Annotated in this window: 19 protein-coding genes, 2 tRNA genes and 1 pseudogene; 10 read left to right on the top strand and 12 right to left on the bottom strand. The window is 68.7% G+C overall.

Features of this window, described 5'->3' with window-relative positions; translation table 11 throughout:
• Positions 1-15: 15 nt before the first annotated feature.
• Positions 16-765, top strand: coding sequence for a trans-aconitate 2-methyltransferase (locus CNX65_RS06400; RefSeq protein WP_096491929.1), 750 nt, complete (start codon positions 16-18; stop codon positions 763-765).
• Positions 766-782: 17 nt separating this feature from the next.
• On the opposite strand, the gene CNX65_RS06395 is transcribed toward CNX65_RS06400, so the two are convergent.
• Complete coding sequence (locus CNX65_RS06395; RefSeq protein WP_015800138.1) at positions 783-1,025, bottom strand: hypothetical protein; 243 nt, start codon at positions 1,023-1,025, stop codon at positions 783-785.
• A gap of 135 nt (positions 1,026-1,160) precedes the next feature.
• On the opposite strand from CNX65_RS06395, the gene CNX65_RS06390 reads away from it, so the two are divergent.
• The 3 genes from CNX65_RS06390 to CNX65_RS06380 all read left to right on the top strand — a co-directional run bounded on the left by CNX65_RS06390 (position 1,161) and on the right by CNX65_RS06380 (position 2,389).
• Positions 1,161-1,232 (top strand) — tRNA-Asn (locus tag CNX65_RS06390).
• 195 nt (positions 1,233-1,427) lie between these two features.
• A complete protein-coding gene (locus CNX65_RS06385; RefSeq protein WP_232519721.1) occupies positions 1,428-2,237 on the top strand; it encodes an oxygenase MpaB family protein in 810 nt (269 codons plus the stop codon).
• A gap of 77 nt (positions 2,238-2,314) precedes the next feature.
• Positions 2,315-2,389: transfer RNA gene (locus CNX65_RS06380), tRNA-Ile, on the top strand.
• 66 nt (positions 2,390-2,455) lie between these two features.
• On the opposite strand, the gene CNX65_RS06375 is transcribed toward CNX65_RS06380, so the two are convergent.
• From CNX65_RS06375 to CNX65_RS06370, 3 genes and pseudogenes are all read right to left on the bottom strand, one after another.
• Positions 2,456-3,085 carry a site-specific integrase gene (locus CNX65_RS06375; RefSeq protein ID WP_373565525.1) on the bottom strand — a complete coding sequence of 210 codons (630 nt, stop codon included), beginning with the start codon at positions 3,083-3,085 and terminating at the stop codon, positions 2,456-2,458.
• Between the two features lie 45 nt (positions 3,086-3,130).
• Positions 3,131-3,334, bottom strand: a pseudogene (locus CNX65_RS38275) (phage integrase central domain-containing protein); the annotation flags it as partial.
• 100 nt (positions 3,335-3,434) lie between these two features.
• On the bottom strand, positions 3,435-3,674 hold the full coding sequence (locus tag CNX65_RS06370; protein ID WP_232519719.1) for a helix-turn-helix domain-containing protein: 240 nt from the start codon (positions 3,672-3,674) through the stop codon (positions 3,435-3,437).
• Positions 3,675-3,952: 278 nt separating this feature from the next.
• On the opposite strand from CNX65_RS06370, the gene CNX65_RS06365 reads away from it, so the two are divergent.
• Both CNX65_RS06365 and CNX65_RS35170 read left to right on the top strand, forming a co-directional pair.
• Positions 3,953-4,739 (top strand): IS5 family transposase gene (locus tag CNX65_RS06365; protein ID WP_096491925.1). Its coding sequence is split into 2 segments (ribosomal slippage): positions 3,953-4,293 and positions 4,292-4,739, totalling 789 coding nucleotides; the frame shifts between segments, so codons are not numbered across the junction.
• 192 nt (positions 4,740-4,931) lie between these two features.
• Positions 4,932-7,112 (top strand): hypothetical protein, encoded by a 2,181-nt coding sequence (locus tag CNX65_RS35170; protein WP_157767528.1) that lies wholly within the window; start codon positions 4,932-4,934, stop codon positions 7,110-7,112.
• Between the two features lie 120 nt (positions 7,113-7,232).
• On the opposite strand, the gene CNX65_RS06360 is transcribed toward CNX65_RS35170, so the two are convergent.
• From CNX65_RS06360 to dnaG, 4 genes are all read right to left on the bottom strand, one after another.
• Positions 7,233-7,856 carry a transposase gene (locus tag CNX65_RS06360; RefSeq protein WP_198320437.1) on the bottom strand — a complete coding sequence of 208 codons (624 nt, stop codon included), beginning with the start codon at positions 7,854-7,856 and terminating at the stop codon, positions 7,233-7,235.
• 541 nt (positions 7,857-8,397) lie between these two features.
• On the bottom strand, positions 8,398-8,508 hold the full coding sequence (locus CNX65_RS35995) for a transposase (protein ID WP_232520131.1): 111 nt from the start codon (positions 8,506-8,508) through the stop codon (positions 8,398-8,400).
• A 149-nt stretch (positions 8,509-8,657) separates the two neighbouring features.
• Positions 8,658-9,197 (bottom strand): hypothetical protein, encoded by a 540-nt coding sequence (locus CNX65_RS06350; protein WP_096497647.1) that lies wholly within the window; start codon positions 9,195-9,197, stop codon positions 8,658-8,660.
• Positions 9,198-9,247: 50 nt separating this feature from the next.
• Complete coding sequence (gene dnaG, locus CNX65_RS06345) at positions 9,248-11,137, bottom strand: DNA primase (RefSeq protein ID WP_015800117.1); 1,890 nt, start codon at positions 11,135-11,137, stop codon at positions 9,248-9,250.
• Positions 11,138-11,165: 28 nt separating this feature from the next.
• Here dnaG and sigJ point away from each other — a divergent pair, with 28 nt between their 5' ends.
• Positions 11,166-12,140 carry an RNA polymerase sigma factor SigJ gene (gene sigJ / locus CNX65_RS06340; RefSeq protein ID WP_096491923.1) on the top strand — a complete coding sequence of 325 codons (975 nt, stop codon included), beginning with the start codon at positions 11,166-11,168 and terminating at the stop codon, positions 12,138-12,140.
• A gap of 12 nt (positions 12,141-12,152) precedes the next feature.
• Here the strand turns inward: sigJ and CNX65_RS06335 are convergent, their stop codons facing one another.
• Positions 12,153-12,878: a Type 1 glutamine amidotransferase-like domain-containing protein gene (locus CNX65_RS06335; RefSeq protein ID WP_096491922.1), complete on the bottom strand. Its 726-nt coding sequence runs from the start codon at positions 12,876-12,878 to the stop codon at positions 12,153-12,155.
• Between the two features lie 156 nt (positions 12,879-13,034).
• Here CNX65_RS06335 and CNX65_RS06330 point away from each other — a divergent pair, with 156 nt between their 5' ends.
• The 3 genes from CNX65_RS06330 (at position 13,035) to CNX65_RS06320 (ending at position 16,122) form a co-directional block, all read left to right on the top strand.
• On the top strand, positions 13,035-13,673 hold the full coding sequence (locus CNX65_RS06330; protein ID WP_096497646.1) for a YdcF family protein: 639 nt from the start codon (positions 13,035-13,037) through the stop codon (positions 13,671-13,673).
• A 70-nt stretch (positions 13,674-13,743) separates the two neighbouring features.
• Complete coding sequence (locus CNX65_RS06325) at positions 13,744-14,997, top strand: deoxyguanosinetriphosphate triphosphohydrolase (RefSeq protein WP_096491921.1); 1,254 nt, start codon at positions 13,744-13,746, stop codon at positions 14,995-14,997.
• A 69-nt stretch (positions 14,998-15,066) separates the two neighbouring features.
• Entirely contained in the window at positions 15,067-16,122 is a 1,056-nt protein-coding gene (locus CNX65_RS06320; RefSeq protein ID WP_096491920.1) for a serpin family protein, read from the top strand.
• Between the two features lie 41 nt (positions 16,123-16,163).
• On the opposite strand, the gene CNX65_RS06315 is transcribed toward CNX65_RS06320, so the two are convergent.
• From CNX65_RS06315 to CNX65_RS06305, 3 genes are all read right to left on the bottom strand, one after another.
• Entirely contained in the window at positions 16,164-17,621 is a 1,458-nt protein-coding gene (locus CNX65_RS06315; protein WP_096491919.1) for a SulP family inorganic anion transporter, read from the bottom strand.
• A gap of 98 nt (positions 17,622-17,719) precedes the next feature.
• Entirely contained in the window at positions 17,720-18,355 is a 636-nt protein-coding gene (locus CNX65_RS06310; RefSeq protein ID WP_096491918.1) for a carbonic anhydrase, read from the bottom strand.
• Between the two features lie 94 nt (positions 18,356-18,449).
• Entirely contained in the window at positions 18,450-18,782 is a 333-nt protein-coding gene (locus CNX65_RS06305) for a hypothetical protein (protein ID WP_096491917.1), read from the bottom strand.
• Positions 18,783-18,843 lie beyond the last annotated feature (61 nt).

Raw genomic sequence — 18,843 nt, 5'->3', positions numbered from 1 at the left:
GTACTGTTAACGCTCATGTGGGACCCCGAGAAGTACCTCGCCTTCGCCGACCACCGCGCCCGCCCGTTCCACGAGCTGCTGGCCAGGGTCGGCGCCGAGTCGCCGCGCCGGGTGGTCGACCTGGGCTGCGGGCCCGGCAACCTCACCACCACCCTGGCCGAGCGCTGGCCGGACGCAGTCGTCGAAGCGCTCGACTCGTCACCGGAGATGGTCGAGCAGGCCCGCGCGCGGGGCCTGGACGCGCGGGTGGCCGACGTGGCGGGGTGGAGGCCGGCCCCGGACGTCGGGGTCGTGGTCACGAACGCGGTGCTGCAGTGGGTGGACGGCCACCCGGACCTGCTGCGCCGCTGGGTCGGCGAGCTGACTTCGGGGGCGTGGCTGGCGATGCAGGTGCCGGGCAACTTCTCCGGCCCGTCGCACGAGCTGACCCGCGAGGTGGCCCAGGACTGGCCGGAGCTGCGGGGCGTGCTGCGGTCCGCCCCGGTGCTCGACCCGGTCGGGTACGCCGAGGTGCTCGCCGACGCGGGGGCCGAGGTCGACGCGTGGGAGAGCACCTACGCGCAGGTGCTCACCGGCGAGGACGCGGTGCTGGAGTGGATCGGCGGAACGGCGCTGCGGCCGGTCCGGGCGGCCCTGTCCGACGAGGCGTGGACCGAGTACGTGGCGCGCCTGAGGCCGAGGCTGCGCGCCGCCTACCCGCGGCGGGCGGACGGGACCACGTGGTTCCCGTTCCGCCGCGTGTTCGCCGTGGCCAGGGTGCGCTGAGGGCCGCCCGGCGCGCGTCAGCGCACGCGCGGGGCGACGGGCTCGCGCTGCCCGTTGACGCCGACCCGCTTCACCGCCGTGTACTTGCGACCGACGGTGGTCTGCTGGCCGATCTTGGCCCGCACGATGCCCGCCGCGCCCTGCACCGCCGGGTGGTCGACGACGGCGCGGTAGGCCCGGACGATCTGGTCGTACCGCGCCTTGCCCGCCCGCGCGCCCAGCACGTAGCCGATCGCGGCGCCGAACAGAATGCCCTTCATACCCGGTCTCCTCACCGTTGTGCCTGGTCAATGCCCATCCTGCCGGAAACGAGGGGGGTGTGTTCGAAGTACTCCTCCGGATGCGCTAGAGTTACTCCCGTCAGCCCGCGAGGGCGGGCGAGGACAACTGAACATTCCCCCATAGCTCAACGGCAGAGCATTCGACTGTTAATCGAAGGGTTACTGGTTCGAATCCAGTTGGGGGAGCATCCCAGACGAGGGCCCGTCCGCTTGGACGGGCCCTCGCTGCTTGCCCCATCTCTCCCACACCACGGGGTTCGCCCGAGCGGGGGCAGCTGAAACCCGTCATCCGGATGCGCGAGCGGCTGTGGTGTTGATCACGGCGGTGCCGGCACCCTGGTGGGCATGGGCCGCTACGCGAATCTCTCTCGCATCGAAGCGATGGACCCCGAGCGCGACGCCTGGGAGATCCTGCGCCTGTCCACCGGTTACGAGTTCCCCTGGGACTACACGCGGGCGCTGGAGTTCGCGCTGTTCCGCACGTACTGCGTGCCGTCCATCTCGGCGCTGCTGGCGCGCACCGGCGAGTTCGAGCGCAGGCCCCAGAAGCGCTACGACGACACCGCGCTGCTCATGGGCGAGCTGGTCGACCACGGCTACGACTCGCCGCGCGGCAAGGAGGCGCTGCGCGCGGTCAACCGGATGCACCACCGGTACGACATCGACAACGACGACATGCTGTACGTGCTCTCCACGTTCGTGTACGACCCGGTGGAGTGGTTGGAGCAGTACGGCTGGCGGAAGCCGTCGGAGCACGAGAAGCAGGCCTCGTACCACTTCTACCGGGCCGTCGGGGCGAGGATGGGCATCCGGGACGTGCCGGAGGGATACGAGGCGTACCTGGCGTTCAAGCGGAGCTACGAGGCCGAGCGCTTCAAGCACGCGGACACGAACGCCGAGATCGGCCGCTACACCCTGGACCTGTTCTGCTCCTGGTACCCGGCGCCCCTGCGCCCTGCGGCGAGGCAGGCCGTGATCGCCCTCCTGGACCCCGCGATGCTCGACGCCTTCGGCCTGGAACCCGCGCCGAGCTGGCTGACGTCGACGGCCAAGGCCGCCCTGCGCGCGCGAGCACGGGTCGTCCGCAGGATGCCCCCGAGACGCGAGCCGTTCCTGACGAACCAGCCGAGGAACCGAACCTACCCCGGCTACCCGACCGGTTACCGACCGTCCGATCTGGGGACTTCGTAGCACGGGTTGGTCACGTGCTGACGGGTTGTCGAGACGCGGGGCCCCGGCGCTCTGTACCCTCCAGAACCGCACGTCAGGGGACGGTAGCTCAGCCGGTCAGAGCAGCGGACTCATAATCCGTCAGGTCGTGGGTTCGAACCCCACCCGTCCTACCCTTTTCCCAGGTCAGGCACACCCCTGGGGAGTGTATCAAGATCAACGCCATGCCTTTGCCACCCCTAACGGGGTCGGTACCCCCTAACCGCCTCCAGGGCGTCGGCGGCCCTGCGGCTGGTCACGCGACGCGCCATGTAGACGTCCTGGGTGGTTGACACTTTCGAGTGACCTAGTTGGTCGGCGATCTGCCGGGCGGACAGCCCGGCCTCGTCCAGGATGGTCGCGACCGACTTCCGGAAGGTCCGGAAGGTCACCCACGGGTAGCCTGCGCGCTGCCGGAACGCCCGCCACTGGGCGAGGGTGTTGTGCTTGTCGCGCAGCCCGCCGAGCGAGTTCGGGAACACCGGACCACGAAGGTCCGCCAGGTCCACCCCGAAGCGCTCGGCGAGCAGCACCCGCCGCTCGCGGAGGACGTCCACGAGCCAGCCCGACAGCGGCAGCGCGCGCTCGGACACGTCGGTCTTGCCGAAGTTGATCCGCTGCCCCTGGCCCTTGACCCGGATCAGCCCGCCGCCCCACGACACCGTGCCCGCGCGCAGGTCGAGGTGGTGCCAGTGCACCGCCAGCCCTTCACCGGTCCGCTCCCCCGTGCCCGCGTACCACCGGGCCAGGTCGGGGAGGTCCTGGCGCACGGCGACCTCGTCGGCGTCGAGCTTGCCCAGCAGGTCACCCAGCTCGTCCAGCGTCAGCACGCGGGCCCGCACCTTCCGGCCTTCCAGCGGTGCGACGTCCCGGACCGGGTTGGAGGCGAGCGCCCCGTGCCGCACGGCCAGGCCGCAGACGCCGGACAAGATCGTGCGCACCGTCTTGGCGGTGGACGAACTGTGCCGGTCCTGGGCAGCGGCGACCAACCGGCCGAGCCGGGGCACGGTCAGCTCCCGCACCCGCAACTCTCCGATGGCGGGCAGGACGATGCTGTTCAGGCGGCCCTCGTAGGTCTCCCGCGAAGTGGATGAGCGGTGCCCTCCGTCAGCACGTCATCGGGCATATCGGCAAACCGGTCAAACTCAGCCGCGGACGCCTCGAACCTCTTCGGCGTGCTCACCAACCCGCACCCCCACGGCTGGGCCGCTCGACCTCACGCACCGCCCGCCGCTCAGCGACCATCCGCGCGACGTCCCCAACCTCCCCCGACTCCGCAGTCTCATCCGCCAGCACCTCCACCGCCTTGGCGGGCACCACATACCGCATGCAGAGCCGAACAGCAGGAAAGGCGTTCTTTTTGATGGCCCGGTAGACAGTGGCAGGGTCAACGCGCAGCACCCGCGCGGCCTCGGCCACTGCGTAGAAGATCCGCTGGACTGCGCCAGAACCGGCGAACTAATAAGACTACCTTCCGATAGCTGATGTGGCCACACTGACCGCCGCCATAAGCCTTAAAGGGGATAGAATTCCTCCGATATCGCTGCAAAGCGTCTGTTTACCCGACCAATCCCGGTTTCCGGGCCGCTCTGTGCACTAATGTCGCCACTGAGGCGGAGCCCGAAAGCGCACTTGATTTATAGCCTCTTTCAGAATGAATTCGTTGGTTTTTTGACCCGCAAGGAACCCGGTAAGGCATGACTGCGCCGTGGATCGTCGATAACGAGCTGTGGGATCTGGTCAAGCCGTTGATCCCAGTCCCGACCAGGAACTTCCGATACCCCGGCCGTAAACGGCTGCCCGCTCGTGGGTGTCTGCAGGGGATCCTGTTCGTGCTGCACACCGGGATCGAGTGGGCCGACCTACCTACCGAGCTCGGGTTCGGGCCCGGTTCGACCGGCCGCCGCAGGATGGTGGAGTGGACCGAGGCCGGAGTCTGGCAGCGCCTGCACCAGGTGCTGCTGGCCGAGCTGCACGCGTCGAACCGGATCGACCGGTCCCGAACGGCGATCGACTCCTCCCACGTGCGGGCATTAAAAGGGGCACTTCACGGGTCCGAGTCCGGTTGATCGCCGCAAGACCGGGTCGAAGCACCACCTGGCCGTCGACGGCACCGGGCACCCGCTGACCGCCGCGGTCAGCGCAGCCAACACCCACGACACCAGCACTCTGGGCGAGATGATCGACGCGATGCCCCGCATCGCCGGAAAACCCGGCAGGCCGGGGTGGCGGCCGGAGGTGATGCTCGCCGACCGCGGCTACGACAGCCAGGCAAACCGGAACACCCTGCGCCGACAAGGGATCGTCCCGTTGATCGCCCGACGCGGCCAGCCGCACGGCGCCGGGCCGGGCACGCTGCGCTGGGTGGTCGAACGCGCCCTGTCCTGGCTATACCAGTACCGACGCCTACACACCCGCTGGGACCGCCGGGCCGGCCTGCACCAAGGCTTCCTCAAGCTGGCCTGCGCACTGATCTGTCACTGACGCCTCCACTCATTCCGAAAGGAGGTCTAACTAAACTTTTTAAAGTAGTAATTTGCGATTAAAGGACACCCGATCGAATATGCACATGTATCGCTGACTCAAACTTAAGCCGGATGCAAGCTAATGTACTTTACTTTAAATTACCGAAAATCACTACTTCCCTCGATCAAGACTATCTGGTATATTGCCCCAATGTCAGACAGGCTTTCGTTAATACAAATGACCGAAAAACTCCCACGATGGAACGGTACCACCTTAAAAGAAGTAAACTCGCACGTTGGTTTTTCAACTACCCCCGAACCTGATTCTACTTACGTCTGGCCAGACGTCACCGCTAAAGAAGTTAGACAGCAGCATATCGTGCTAATTACCGCCCCAGGAGCAGGCGGCAAATCTGCAGCCGCTAAAGCTATTGCGCACCGACTTAATGCTCCATTGATCGATTTGGCGCACCAGCAGGTTGGCAGCAACACACTTACCGGACTTCTCCCCAAAGTATTAGGCTGGAAAGCAGCACCAGGTTTTATATCGGATCTTCTTTCTGGTAAGCGATCAATTGTTCTAGACAGCCTTGACGAAGCAAGATTGCTCGCAGGTAGAAACAACTTTTTTGCTTTCCTTCAAGATCTTGCAGATTTTCTGCAGGAAGCAAACCCAAGCGGACAGGTAGTAATTCTTGGGCGTCGAGAAGCCATCGAAGATGCTTACCTGATTCTCGACAGCTCAACCGTACAGGCTTCAATTTCTTACATTCATTCATTAACGCATAGCCAAAGCGCTGAACTGATTAATAACACTCTGGATCATAAGTTAATTTCAGATAAACCGTACAGAGTTCACAGGGAACATCCTGTTCCATTCGCAGATTTTAGAGATAGAGTTTTCGCGGAACTTTCAGAGGCGCTTGGCCATACAGGTGGAGAACCTCAAAAATTTTGGCCTCAAGCTGGCGGATTCTTAGGGTATCCTCCTGTATTACTTGCTCTCGCGGAAAGGCTTGCTGTTGAGAACCCTCAGAGTGAACGGGGTATTACCAACTTCTCAGCAGAACGTCCAGCCGCAGTAACGCGAGGGAAACTCCTTCGGCAGGTAATCGAAGGAATTCTAGACCGAGAGAGCGAAAAAGTTCGCCCCAGGATAGGCAAATCCCTTGGATTGTCTCCTGAAAAAACAAAAGTTCTTTACGGCCGCGAAGAGCAAACCCTTCGCATACTACGCGTAATACTAGACGGAAAATTTGAAGTTATTTATCCTGCAGTTCTTGACGCTGACGAGCGTATGATCTACGAAGAACAGATTGAAAGCTTCGTTAACGACCACCCATTTCTGATTGGGAAAAAGTTTTCGAACGCAGTATTTGAGGATTATGTTCGCGCTTTTATCGTAACTTCAGAGACTGTGGCAGTGGCGGATGTCACAAAAGAGCAACTTCTTTCTCAGTGCTCGCCTGAGGGTCCGTTTTACGCGCACTTTCTTTTTGACCTTTGCCCAACTGAAGGGGCTGACTCTCTCCAAACAGCTCTAATTCCCGATGAATCCCTCGTTGATGGAATTATCCGATCGCATCGTCTTGCAGCTAGCGGCAATTCTCCCATTGCATACTATAGCAATGGAAAGGGACCCGCTTTTCTTAGCCTAGCCGACATCGCCGAAGATGGCCCCTTAGACATGAGCTATAGCATGTCTTTTATGATCAAAGAGCCAGTAGGTGTCCTTGAGTTAACTTCGCCGCTTTCGGATTGCCTGATATCCGCAGACGCAGCAGTTAATATATCTTCACCGGTAGGTTCTGTTCAGTTCGGTCCGGCTGTCGTTTTAATCGCCCGCGAATTGCATTTGGAAGGAGAAACATTTATTGCGGTAGGCGGCAAGGAAGAAAAAGGTGTAATGATCATTGTGCGCGATGAAGTAACACATGAACCTCAGTTAAAAGTCTCTTCATACCCGGCCGATTCCCTTTCAGTGAACTGGCCAAACCATTGGTACCAATGGTCTTCTTACATCGCAAACTTTCCCGAAATGGGAAGTTACATCGACCCGCATGTTGCATATCAGCTCCTCTTCTGGCTTCGCCGTGTGTTGACCATGATGAAGGGAAGCACCCGCGAAGTTCCTTCAGTTTATTGGGAACTGCTAGACAAACTTATTATTGGAACAAATCCGATCGCCCAATCCGTGCGAGATGCATTGATAGAAATTGGCGTTGTAGTGCGCGATAAGGATTACTACCGCCTTCAATTGGACGTGCTCAAAGAATTTAAAGTGAACTACACGGCAATTAAGGGTGCTAACTTTGCTGAAGCGCTAAGCATTCTACACAAAAGAATAAGCAAGACGGATGCCGTGCTTTCCATCGTATCTCGTCCTGCTTGATAAAATCAAAAATTTATTTAACATAGAAAACTTGACGTTCGGACAGTTCCAGGTCGCACATAAAAACGGCCTGGAACGCCCAAAACTAAGACGCCAGCTTATAATTGGATGTTTGAAAACTCAGCTCTGCGGTGTGAGTCGTCGGATGATGGTGCGGATCACTGCCCAGCGGATAATGTCCTTGTGGTGGCTTGGCAGAAATTTACAGTCGCGGGCGTAAAATTGATTCGAAGTAATCCAGGTCAAAGTCCATTCCATCATCCACCGGCGTTGCAGCACATGGAACATAATCAGCAGCTCCGTCGTGTTCACCATGATGTGACGTTTGTATCCTTGGACCTTCTTGGCGCTGTCCCACCCTCGACTGTCGCGGCCGACCGTCGAGGCGGCGCGCAGTGACTGTGAGTCGCTCACTGCGGCCGAGGGTACCGTTTCGAGCCCGGTCTTCAGCCGGGCCCGGTCGCGCAGGATGTCGAGCAGGCGTTGGCTGACGCCTGCCAGCTTCCATGCGGTGAAGCGCTGGTAGAAGGTTTTCCGGGGCGGGAAGTCCGCAGGCGGGGCGCGCCATTTTCTGCCATTTTCGACCGTGTACAAGATCGCGTCCACGACCAGGTCGTGTTTCAGAAGCATGTAGCCAGGTGTTGATGGCAGCGATGTGGATGGTGGCCTGGTAGCGTAGGCTGAGTTGTCATAGCGGGTGGCCATGACCTTGTGTTGTTTGAGCAGGCTGTTCCCGCGCTCCACGGCGTGGCGCTGTGTGCAGAGCTCGCCATCTAAGGCGGGCGGGCATCCGCCGCTTGGACCTTTGGCCTTGCGGTAGGCGGCCTGGTCGTGGGGTTAAGCGATGGTCACCCTGATATCACGCTAGCGCAGATGGGCGCGGTTGACCTTGGAGCTGTATGCCTTGCCTGTCAACACCCGGTCGGGCCGTGCCGGGCCCGACCGCCATCGAGTCGAGACGCCCGGATCGCCTGAAGCACGGACATGAATTGCGGGCTATCCCCGTGCTACCCGGCGGTTACCAGCAGTGTCAGCGCTCTGTGGCCCTGTTCGCAGGCGAAGTGCAGCTTGGGTCCACCCGCCTCGCGAGCTGCCTGACGTCCCCATGGTCATCGGACTCCGCCCCGCCCACGGGGGCGTCGGGCGGCTCGGCCTGGAACATCGCGTTGTTCCGTGCGCTGGCGGCGTGCTGGTGCGCCCTCACGATGGTGGAGTCCACCGACACGTCCCACCCGATCAGGCCAGCGGTGTCGGCGCGGGACTGCAGTCCGGTCACGATCGCCTGTCAAAATCCGGTCCGCTGCCACCGACGGAATAAGCCGTACATGGTCTGACAGGGCCCGTAGGTCGCAGGGACGTCTCGCCACGAGGCTTCGAATCGCGTCCTCCACCGAATATTATCGAACCCAGGGTGCAGATATTACGGAGTTGGGTAGTGGTCCAGTTCGACGCACACCGGCCGCGACCGCTACCGAGCGGGACTCAAGGACGTCTTAGGGCACCCGAATAAGGGATTCTCGCGCCCCTTCTCCTGCATGCAAGGCGCTACGCCGGGTCCCAGTGGGCGGTGCCCGTCGCCAGGGCAGTCACCTGCTCCACCGCCGCGGCGCGGACGCGGTCCGGGGCGGCGCCTGCGTCCGCTCGCACGTGCAGCACCGCGCCGTCCCTGCCGGGGATCTTGCGCAGCAGGAACCACGCCCCCACCACGTTGTCGCGGCGCCGCTGGCGAATCGCCTGGGTGACCCGCTGGTGCACCTGGTCGGTCAGCTTTCCCGGTCGCTCCACGGCGTAGCGGACCGGGCGGAGGTCTCGGAGCAGGACGGCCGTGCCGCCCGTCTCGGCGGTCACCACCTCGTCCTCCACGGCCTCGGTCACCGTCAGCGCCTTGCCGTCCCACGTCGCCTTGCTCACCAGGTGCCACCCGACTCGCCTCGGGGGCTGCTCCGGCAGCCACAGGCCCAGCGGGGTCGCCACCAGCCAGCCGTCGCCGCTCCTCGCCGAGGCGGCCACGTGCTCCTCCGGTTCCAGCGCCCCGGTGAAGCCCTCCGGCGCGCCCGAACCGAACAACCTGTCCCACAGACCCATCAGCAAGCCCCCAACCACAGCGTCCGCCCGACCAAAAGCCAAGCCAAGAGCTACAGGCCGTTGATGCCCTGCTGCCCCAGCTCCTTGTGGTACTCCTCCAGCGCGATCAGGTCCCCGAACAAGGCTCGGTACTCGTCCGCCTCCTCGATCGGCGACACCCGCCGCAGCCTCGACTTGATCTCGGTGATCTGCGCCCCGACGAGAACCTGCTGCAACCGCGCCAGCACGCTCTGCACGTACCGGTACTCGTCGCCCTTGGTCCGCAGCGGCTCCACCGCCAGCTCCGTCAGCAGCGGCCTCGCCGACGGCACGGGGCACGCCTGGCCGACCGCGTCCACCAGCGCGGGCCCGGTCAGGCCGGACGCGGTGCCGCCCGCCTCGCGCAGCGCGCGGTGCAGGGCCAGGTACAGCGGGTTCGTGAACGCCTCGTCCGGCAGCGAGTCGTAGTACGGGCTCACCATCTCCGGCACCTGCAGCGCCGCCTTCAGCGCCTCCCGCTGGTGCCACAGCGCCGGGTCGCGCGGGTTCGGGCGCGGGGGGGCGTCCACGGCCACGTCGAGCGCGCCCTGGTTCGGGTCGACCGGGCGGCGGCGCGGGGCGGCCTTCGCGGTGCCGGTCGCGGTCTCGCGGACCCGCCTCACCACCGACGCCTCGTCCTCCCAGCCGACCCACCACGCCAGCCTCGTGGCGTAGCCGTCGCGCTTGGAGCTGTCCTTGATCTGCGCGACGAACGGCACCATCTTCCGCAGCGCCTCGGCGCGCCCGTCGACCGAGTCGAGGTCGTAGTCGCGCAGCTGGGCCTTGATCGCGAACTCCACCAGCGGGGTGCGCCTGGCGACCAGGTCGCGCACGGCCACGTCGCCCTTCTCCTGCCGCAGCTCGCACGGGTCCATGCCGTCCGGCGCGACCGCGATGTACGTCTGGGCCGAGAACTGCTGCTCGCCCTCGAACGCCTTGAGCGCCGCCTTCTGCCCTGCCGCGTCGCCGTCGAAGGTGAAGATGACCTCGCCGTTGACCGAGTCGTCGATGAGCAGCCTGCGCAGCACGTTCATGTGGTCGGCGCCGAACGCCGTGCCGCAGGACGCGACCGCGGTGGGCACGCCCGCCAGGTGCATCGCCATGACGTCGGTGTACCCCTCGACCACCACGGCCTGCCGCCGCTTGGCGATCTCCCGCTTGGCCAGGTCCAGCCCGAACAGCACGTGCGACTTCTTGTAGATCGGCGACTCGCTGGTGTTCAGGTACTTGGCCTGGATCGGGTCGTCGTCGAAGATCCGGCGCGCGCCGAACCCGACCACGTCGCCGCCCAGGTCCCGGATGGGCCACAGCAGCCTGCGGTGGAACCGGTCGATCGGGCCCTGGCGGCCCTCCTTGGTCAGCTGCGCCTTGATCAGCTCGGTCAGCTCGAACCCGCGCCCGAGCAGGTGCTTGGTGAGCTTGTCCCAGCCGTGCGGGGCGAAGCCGCAGCCGAACTGGCGGGCGGCGGCCTCGTCGAAGCCGCGCTGCGCCAGGAACTCGCGGGCGGGCATCGCGTCCGGCGTGGCCAGCTGCTCGGCGTAGAACTCGGCGGCGGCCCGGTGCGCCTCCAGCAGCCTGCTGCGGGTGCCGCGGTCGCGCTGGATGGTCGCGCCGCCGCCCTCGTAGGTCAGCTGGATGCCCGCGCGGTCCGCGAGCCGCTCCACGGACTCCACGAAGCCCAGGTGCTCGATCTTCATGATGAACGCGATGACGTCGCCGCCCTCGCCGCAGCCGAAGCAGTGGAACGTGCCGTGGCTGGGGCGGACGTTGAACGACGGCGACTTCTCGTCGTGGAACGGGCACAGGCCCTTCAGCGAGCCCCCGCCCGCTCGGCGCAGCGAGACGTGATCGCCGACGACGTCCTCGATGCTGCTGCGGTCCCGCACCAGCGCGATGTCGGTCTCCCGGATGCGTCCTGCCACGGCGACCGAGTCTAGTGCTGGCAGACTGGTGCTCGTGACCACCACGGGGGACGGCGGGGTTCCGGACGGCTCGGACCTGGCGCTGGTGCTCCAGGAGCACCGCGCGCACCTGGTGGGGGTGGCGTACCGGCTGACCGGGTCCGTCGCGGACGCCGAGGACGCGGTGCAGGAGGCGTGGCTGCGGCTGTCGGGGCTGTCCGAGCGGGCTCGGGCGCAGATCCGCGAGCCGCGCGCGTGGCTGACCACGGTGGTGGGCCGGGTGTGCCTGGACCGGTTGCGGTCGGCGGCGGTGCGGCGGGAGCGGTACGTGGGCAGCTGGCTGCCCGAGCCGCTGGTGGGCGAGGTCGTGGACGAGCCGCTGGACGCGGTGGTGCGCGACGACGGGGTGCGGATGGCCGCGCTGGTCGTGCTGGACCGGTTGACGCCCGAGCAGCGGGTGGCGTTCGTGCTGCACGACGCGTTCGGGCTGCCGTTCGACGAGATCGCGGCGGTGCTGGGCGTGGAGGTCGCGGCAGCGCGGCAGCACGCGTCCAGGGGCAGGCGCGCGGCGGCGGCGGCGGACCCGCCGCCCCGCGTGGCGCTGGCCGAGCAGCGCGAGGTGCTGGGGCGGTTCGTGGCGGCGCTGGCGGCCGGTGACGTGCAGGCCGTGCTGAGCCTGCTGCACCCGGACGCGCTGGTGATCAGCGACGGCGGCGGCAAGGCGCGCGCGGCGATCAACCGGGTCGTCGGCGCGGACCGGGTGGCGCGGTTCATGCTCGGGCTCACGCTCAAGCACGGCGGGCTGGGCGACGCGCGGCCGGTGCTGGTGAACGGGGACCTGGGGCTGCTGCGGCAGGCGAGCCCGGAGGTGTCGCGGCGGATCACGTCGGTGGTGGTGCGGGACGGGCTGGTCGTGGCGCTCTACGACATCTCGAACCCGGACAAGCTGGGGCACGTGGACTTCGACGGACCTGCCTCCGACGGACCTGCCTCCGACGGGCCGAGGGTCGCCGAGGCGGGCTGAGGGCGCGGCGGCTCACAGCCGCCGCACGTCCAGCGCCTCCTCCACCACCCCGCCGCTCCCGTCGGGCCGCACCACGCACGCCCCGGCGCCGTCGCGCTCGGCGACCGCCTCCACCAGCTCCACCCCCCGGTAGAGCAGCCCGGCCCCGTCGTCGGTGCAGTGCGTCACCGGCAGCTCGCCGCCGCCCACCGCCGCGCGCACGGCGGGCCGCCGCGCGGGCTCCGAGTCCAGGTGCACCCCGCTGCCGTACGGCAGGAACCCGAGCCCGTCGCGCACCACGCGCAGCTCGGGCCCGAACGAGTCGGTCACCCCGCCCTCGTACCAGCAGATCGCCCCGGCCGACACCCCGCCGAGCACCACCCCGGCCTCCCAGGCGCGCCGGAACACCGGGCCCAGCCCGTGCACCCGCCACACCGCGAGCAGGTTCGCCACCGACCCGCCGCCGACCCACACCACGTCGTGCTCCAGCACGAACGAGGCGACGTCGTCCACCGGCGGCATGGTGAACAGGTTCAGGTGCGCCACGTCCCACCCGGCGAGCTGCCCGGCCTCGCTCAGGTGCGCGTTGAAGAACCGCTGGTCCCCGTTGGCGGTGCCCACGTGCAGCAGCCGGGGCCGACCGGTCGCGCCGGACAGCTCGACGGCGAACCGCACCAGGTCGCCGAACTCCAGCGACGTGCGCCGCCCGGCGCGGAAACCACCCGAGGTGGCGAGGATCGTCGGTTGCTCCGCAGGCATCCCCAGATCCTGGCAACGCCCCGCGCGCCCCGGCAACCGGGAACCCGCAGTCGCCCCCGTCCCGGTCGCGTTCACCCGAACCGACCACTCCCCCGCCGCGCCGGGCGGCTGCCGAACGGCCCGCACCCCGCGTTGTGGAACCATGACCGGGTGCGCATGACGCTGCTGGCCCGGCTCCGCCGCTACGTCCAGAGAACCCTGCTGGGCGGCATCGCGATCGTCCTGATCGTCACAGGGGGCACGACGTTCCGGGTCTGGCAGGTGGCCAGGGACGACGACCGCACGCACGCGGACATGGCGGTGGTCCTGGGCGCCGCGCAGTACAACGGGGTTCCCTCGGACGTCCTGGCCGCCCGGCTGGAGCACGCACGCAGGCTCTACGAGCAGGACGTGGTGGACTACATCGTCACCACCGGCGGCCGTCAGCCCGGCGACAACTTCACCGAGGGCGAGGCGGGCCGGATCTGGTTGGAGGAGCGCGGGGTGCCCGCCGACCGGGTGATCGAGATCGGCGAGGGCACCGACACGCTGGGCAGCATCAAGGCCGTCGCGGAGCGGGCGCACGAGCGCTCGCTCAGGACCGCGGTGATCGTCAGCGACCCGTGGCACTCGCTGCGGGCCCGCACCATGGCCGAGGACCAGGGCCTGGACGCGTGGACGTCGCCGACGCGCAGCGGCCCGAACGTGCAGACCCGCGAGATGCAGCTCTACTACATCCGCCGCGAGACCATGGCGCTGATGTACTACCACCTGCTCAAGGCCCCGGTGGACGCCGTGGACGACATCCCGATCTAAAAGCCGATCTCCACACGGCGGTCGTCTCCCGGCCACGTCCTGGTCGCCCGCCCTCCCCTACGGTGTTCGGATGAACCCCGGCTACTCCGACCACGACGGCGCCAGGCTCCTCCCCGAACCGCCGAAGGCCGCCGTGCTGCCCGGTTCGCGCACCGAGCGCCGCACGCCGTACGCGCGGGACCGGGCGCGGGTGCTGCACTCGGCGGCGCTGCGCAGGCTGGCGGGCAAGACCCAGGTGGTGGGCCCCGGCGAGGGCGCCGAGGTCACCGGCGTGCCGCGCACCCGGTTGACGCACTCGCTGGAGGTCGCCCAGATCGGCCGGGGCATCGGCGAGGAGCTGGGCTGCGACCCGGACCTGGTGGACACCGCCGGTCTGGCGCACGACATCGGCCACCCGCCGTTCGGGCACAACGGGGAGCGCGCGCTCAACGAGCTGGCCGGGCCGTGCGGCGGGTTCGAGGGCAACGCGCAGACGCTGCGCATCCTGACCCGGTTGGAGCCGAAGACCGACCGGGGGCTGAACCTGACGCGGGCCTGCCTGGACGCGGCGACGAAGTACCCGTGGCCGAGGCAGCCGGGGCTGGTGAAGTTCGGCGCGTACGAGGACGACCTCGACGTGTTCGACTGGGTGCGGGAGGGCGCGCCGGGGCGGGAGCGCTGCCTGGAGGCGCAGGTCATGGACTGGGCCGACGACGTGGCGTACTCAGTGCACGACGTCGAGGACGGGGTGCTCGCGCACCGGATCAACCTGTACTCGCTGGGGGTCGCGGAGGAGCGGACGGCGATCGCGGAGCTGGCGGTGGCGAACCGGTTCTCGGCGCGGTCGGTGGCCGAGCTGGAGGCGGTGGCGCAGGAGCTGGCGGTGCTGCCGGTGATCGCCGAGCTGGGGCACTACGACGCGACGCTGCGCGCCCAGTTCGCGCTCAAGCGGCTGACCAGCGAGCTGGTGGGGCGGTTCGCGTCGGCGGCGGTGGGGGCGACCAGGGCCGAGCACGGCGACGGGCGGCTGACCCGGTACGCGGCGGGCCTGGTGGTGCCGGAGCGGGCGGCGGCGGAGGTGGCGCTGCTGAAGGCGATGGCGGTGCGGTACGTGATGAGCGACCCGGTGCGCAGGGCGAAGCAGGAGCGGCAGCGCGAGCTGATCACCGAGCTGGCGCACGCCCTGCTGGAGCGGGCGCCGGGGGCGCTGGACCCGGCGTTCGCCCCGGCGTGGCACGCGGCGGGGGACGACGCGGCGCGGTTGCGGGTGATCGTGGACCAGGTGTCGCTGTTGACGGACGCGCAGGCGGTGGCGTGGCACCGCAGCCACGTGAACGGCGTGTGACCGGTGGCACACTGGGGTGGTGGCTGAGGGCGCCCACCCGGTTCCCGGACGACGTGTGGAGGTGATCGGGTGCGCGACCGAGGGCACCTGACGTTCGCGCTGGCGCTGCACGACGCGCTGGCCCCGGACCGCACCCGGTCCGCCTGCTGGTCGCCGTACTCGGTCGCCAGCGCGCTCGGTCTGCTGGCCGAGGCGGCGCGCGGGCGGACCCGCGAGGAGCTGCTGGCGCTGCTCGGGCCCGGCGGTCCCGAGCTGGTGCGGGAGAGCGGGGTGGGCGCGCCCGCCGAGCTCGCCGTGGCGAACACCCTGTGGGCCGCCGACGACCTGCCGCTGGTGGACGGCTTCCTGCGGCGGCTGGCCGACTGGCCCGGTGGCGCGGCCCGCTCGGCCCCGTTCGCGGACGACCCGGAGGCGGCGCGCGCGCTGATCAACGCGGACGTCGCGGAGACCACCCGCGACCTGGTCCCGCAGCTGCTCCAGCCGGGCTCGGTGCGGGCGGACACGGTGTCGGTGCTGGTCAACGCGCTGTACCTGAAGACCGCGTGGGTGACCGCGTTCCCCGAGCGCGCGACCGCCGACCGGCCGTTCCACACCCCCTCCGGCACCCGTCCGGTGCCGACGATGCGGGTGACCGCGAACGCCCGGCACGCCGCGCGCGCCGGGTGGCAGGCGGTCGCGCTGCCCGCCGAGGGCGGGGTGGAGCTGGTCGTGCTGCTGCCGGACGGCGGGCTGGGCGCGCTCGACGGCGTTCCCGAGGTTCTGGACGGGCTGGAGCACCGGCGGGTGGACCTGTCGCTGCCGAAGGCCCGGCTGGAGTTCTCCGCCCGGCTGGGCGGGGCGCTGCGCGGCCTTGGCGTGCGGGCGGTGTTCGGGTCGGGCGCGGACCTGGGCGCGCTCAGCCCGGACCCGAGGCTGGTGGTCGGCGAGGTGGTGCACGAGGCGGTGCTGCGGGTGGACGAGCAGGGGCTGGAGGGGGCCGCGGCCACGGCGGTGCTGACGCGCGCGGCGGCGTTCCGGCCCGCCCCGGAACCGCTGGTGGTGCGGGTGGACCGGCCGCACCTGCTGCTGGTGCGGCACGCCCGCACCGGGGCGGTGTTCTTCCTGGCGCAGGTGGTCTCGCCGTAGGGGCGGCGCGGGACCGGTGGCCCCGCGCCGCCCGAGCGTGATCAGCCCGCGCCCGGCCCGATCAGCTCCACGTCCCCCCGCCTGGCCGCCCACTGCTCCACGGCCTGGCGGCACGCCTGGTCCTGGTGCCGCACGCCCGCCATGTCCAGCCGCAGCCTGCGGTCGCCCGGCACCGCCTCCAGGCGGTCCAGCAGCTGGGGGAGCCGCAGGAACGTCGCGTTGCCGCGCACCTCCACGCGGTCGCCGTCGACGGTCACGCTCAGCCGCGACACGTCCCACGCCGTCTTGACCACCGCCGCCAGCAGGCCGGCGAGGGTGCCGGTCAGCAGGTCGGTGGTGACGATCAGGGTCGCGGTCAGCACCAGCACCGCCGCCTCGGCCCGGTCGGTCCTGGCCAGCGCGAGCACCCCGCGCGGCGCGAGGAGCTTCCAGCCCGCGTGCACCAGCAGGCCCGCCAGCACCGCGAGGGGGATGGCCGCCAGGGTCTGCGGCAGCAGCGCCACGAACACCAGCAGCCACACCCCGTGCAGCACCCTGGCCGCCCTGGTCCGGGCGCCCGCGTCGACGTTCGCTGCGCTGCGCACGATCACCGCCGTCATCGGCAGCGCGCCGACCAGCCCGCACAGGGTGTTGCCGACGCCCTGCGCGACGAGCTCGCGGTCGTAGTGGGTGCGGGGCCCGTCGTGCATCCGGTCCACCGCCGCCGCGCTGAACAGGCTCTCCGCCGACGCCACCAGCGCGAAGGTCAGCACCGCCCCGATCAGGGCGGGCGTGACCGGGGCCTCGCCGACGAACGTCAGCTCGTCCGCGAGCGCGCCGACCTGGATGCGCGGCACGTCGAACGCCGCCCCCGCCGCGCTGGCGACCACCACGGCCACCAGCACGCCGGGCACCCTCGCCAACCGGTGGGGCGCGTGCCGCTTCCACAGCACGGCCACCACGACCGTCAGCGCGCCGAGCGCCGCCGCCGGACCCGGCAGGTCGGGGACCAGCGCGGGCAGGCCGAGGAACTTCTCGGCCGTCGTGCCGGGCGCGGCGCGGCCCACCAGCGGGTAGAGCTGCCCGAGGATGAGCACCAGGCCGATCCCGGCGAGCATCCCCTGCACCACGGCGGGCGAGATGGCCCGGAACCAGCGGCCCAGGCGCAGCGCGCCGAGGAGGACCTGGAGCAGGCCCGCGCCGAGCACGATCAGGCCCAGCGAGGCCGCGCCGTGCGTGGCGACGGTGTCGGCCACCAGCACGGTCAGGCCCGCCGCCGGGCCGCTGACCTGCATGGTGCTGCCCGGCAGCAGGCCGACGACGACGCCGCCGACCACGCCGGTGACGATGCCCAGCTCGGCGGGCACGCCGGACGCCACCGCGATGCCGACGCACAGCGGCAGCGCCACCAGGAAGACCACGAGCGAGGCGCCGAGGTCGGGGACGAGGGTGGACCCGAGGCGGGTCCTGCGGCCCGGCCCGCGCTCGCGGGGGACGGGCTGCTGGAGCTGTTCGGTCACTGGGGGCTCCGTGAGGTTCGTGGGGGTGGCTTCCGCGCTCGCGGGGAGGCTCGGCCGCGGACTCGCGGGAGGGTGCGCGGGCGGGCTCGCGGGAGGGCTCACAGGGGGCGGAAGCCCGCGGCTTCGAGCGCGGGGCGGCGGTGGCCCTCGGACCCGGCGCGCGCGGTGGGCTGCGGCTCGTGCGTGGACACGACGCCGGTCTCGATGTCGTAGAACCAGCCGTGGACGCGCACCGCGCCGCTCGCGACCCGCTCGGCCACGAACGGGTAGCGGGTGAGCGCGTCGAGCTGGGTGAGCACGTGCCTGCGGCCCTCGGCGCGCAGGGCGGGGTCGTCGGCGCGCTCGCCGGGCGTGAGGTGCTCGGTGAGCCAGCGGCGCAGGTGCGGCAGGTGGTCGAGCGGGTCGTCGGCGTGCAGCGCGCGCACCGCGCCGCAGTGCGAGTGGCCGCAGACGACGATCTCCGAGACGGCCAGCTGGACGACGGCGAACTCGATGGTGGCGAGCTCGCCGCAGGTCGAGTCCGGGGTGAAGCGCGGGATCACGTTGCCCGCGGTGCGCAGCTCGAAGAGGCTGCCGGGTTCGGCCCCCGTGATCGCCGAGGGGACGATCCGGGAATCCGCGCAGGTGATGAACAGGACGGTCGGCGACTGGCCCTGGGCCAGCCTGCGCCCGGCGTCGACCGGCCTGCGGTCGGCGTGCGTCCTGGCGTGCTGGACGAGAGAGGTGAATTCCACTGTGCGCTCCGCTGATCGGTTGTCACTGCTCCCGCAGGAATGCGGTTTCTCCTCGCGGTGGGGAATTCGGCGAGGGGCGGCGCGGTGCGGTCGATCAGTTGCGGAACACCTGGAGCGCCGGTGGGGACGTCCACGGGTCGGCGTCCGGCTCGGTGGGCGGGGCGGAGATCGTGGCGGGCGGGTTCGGCCGGTTCGGGAAGGCCGGGCGGGCGGCGGGACGGGTGGGGCGCTCGCGCTGCTCCTCCAGGGCGCCCGCCCGGAACTTGGGGGCTTCGCGCAGCTCGCGGGGGATCTTCTCCTCGCTGCTGGAGTGGCCTCCGGAGTGCCCGCCGTGCGAGCGGACGGCGGCGAGGTCGACCTCGCAGGTGAGGAAGGCGGCCACCAGGGCGAGCACGAGGAAGATCGCCGACGAGCGCACCGCGACCACCTCCCCGAACGTGGGAACCGGCGTCCGTTTGTCCGATTCGTGACTCCAGTGTCACAGGGGA

Origin of the sequence: Actinosynnema pretiosum (assembly GCF_002354875.1) — a bacterium.
In the GTDB taxonomy this organism is placed as follows: domain Bacteria; phylum Actinomycetota; class Actinomycetes; order Mycobacteriales; family Pseudonocardiaceae; genus Actinosynnema; species Actinosynnema auranticum.
The sequence above is the reverse complement of the archived record's forward strand: the minus strand, read 5'-3'. Positions and strand labels throughout refer to the sequence as shown.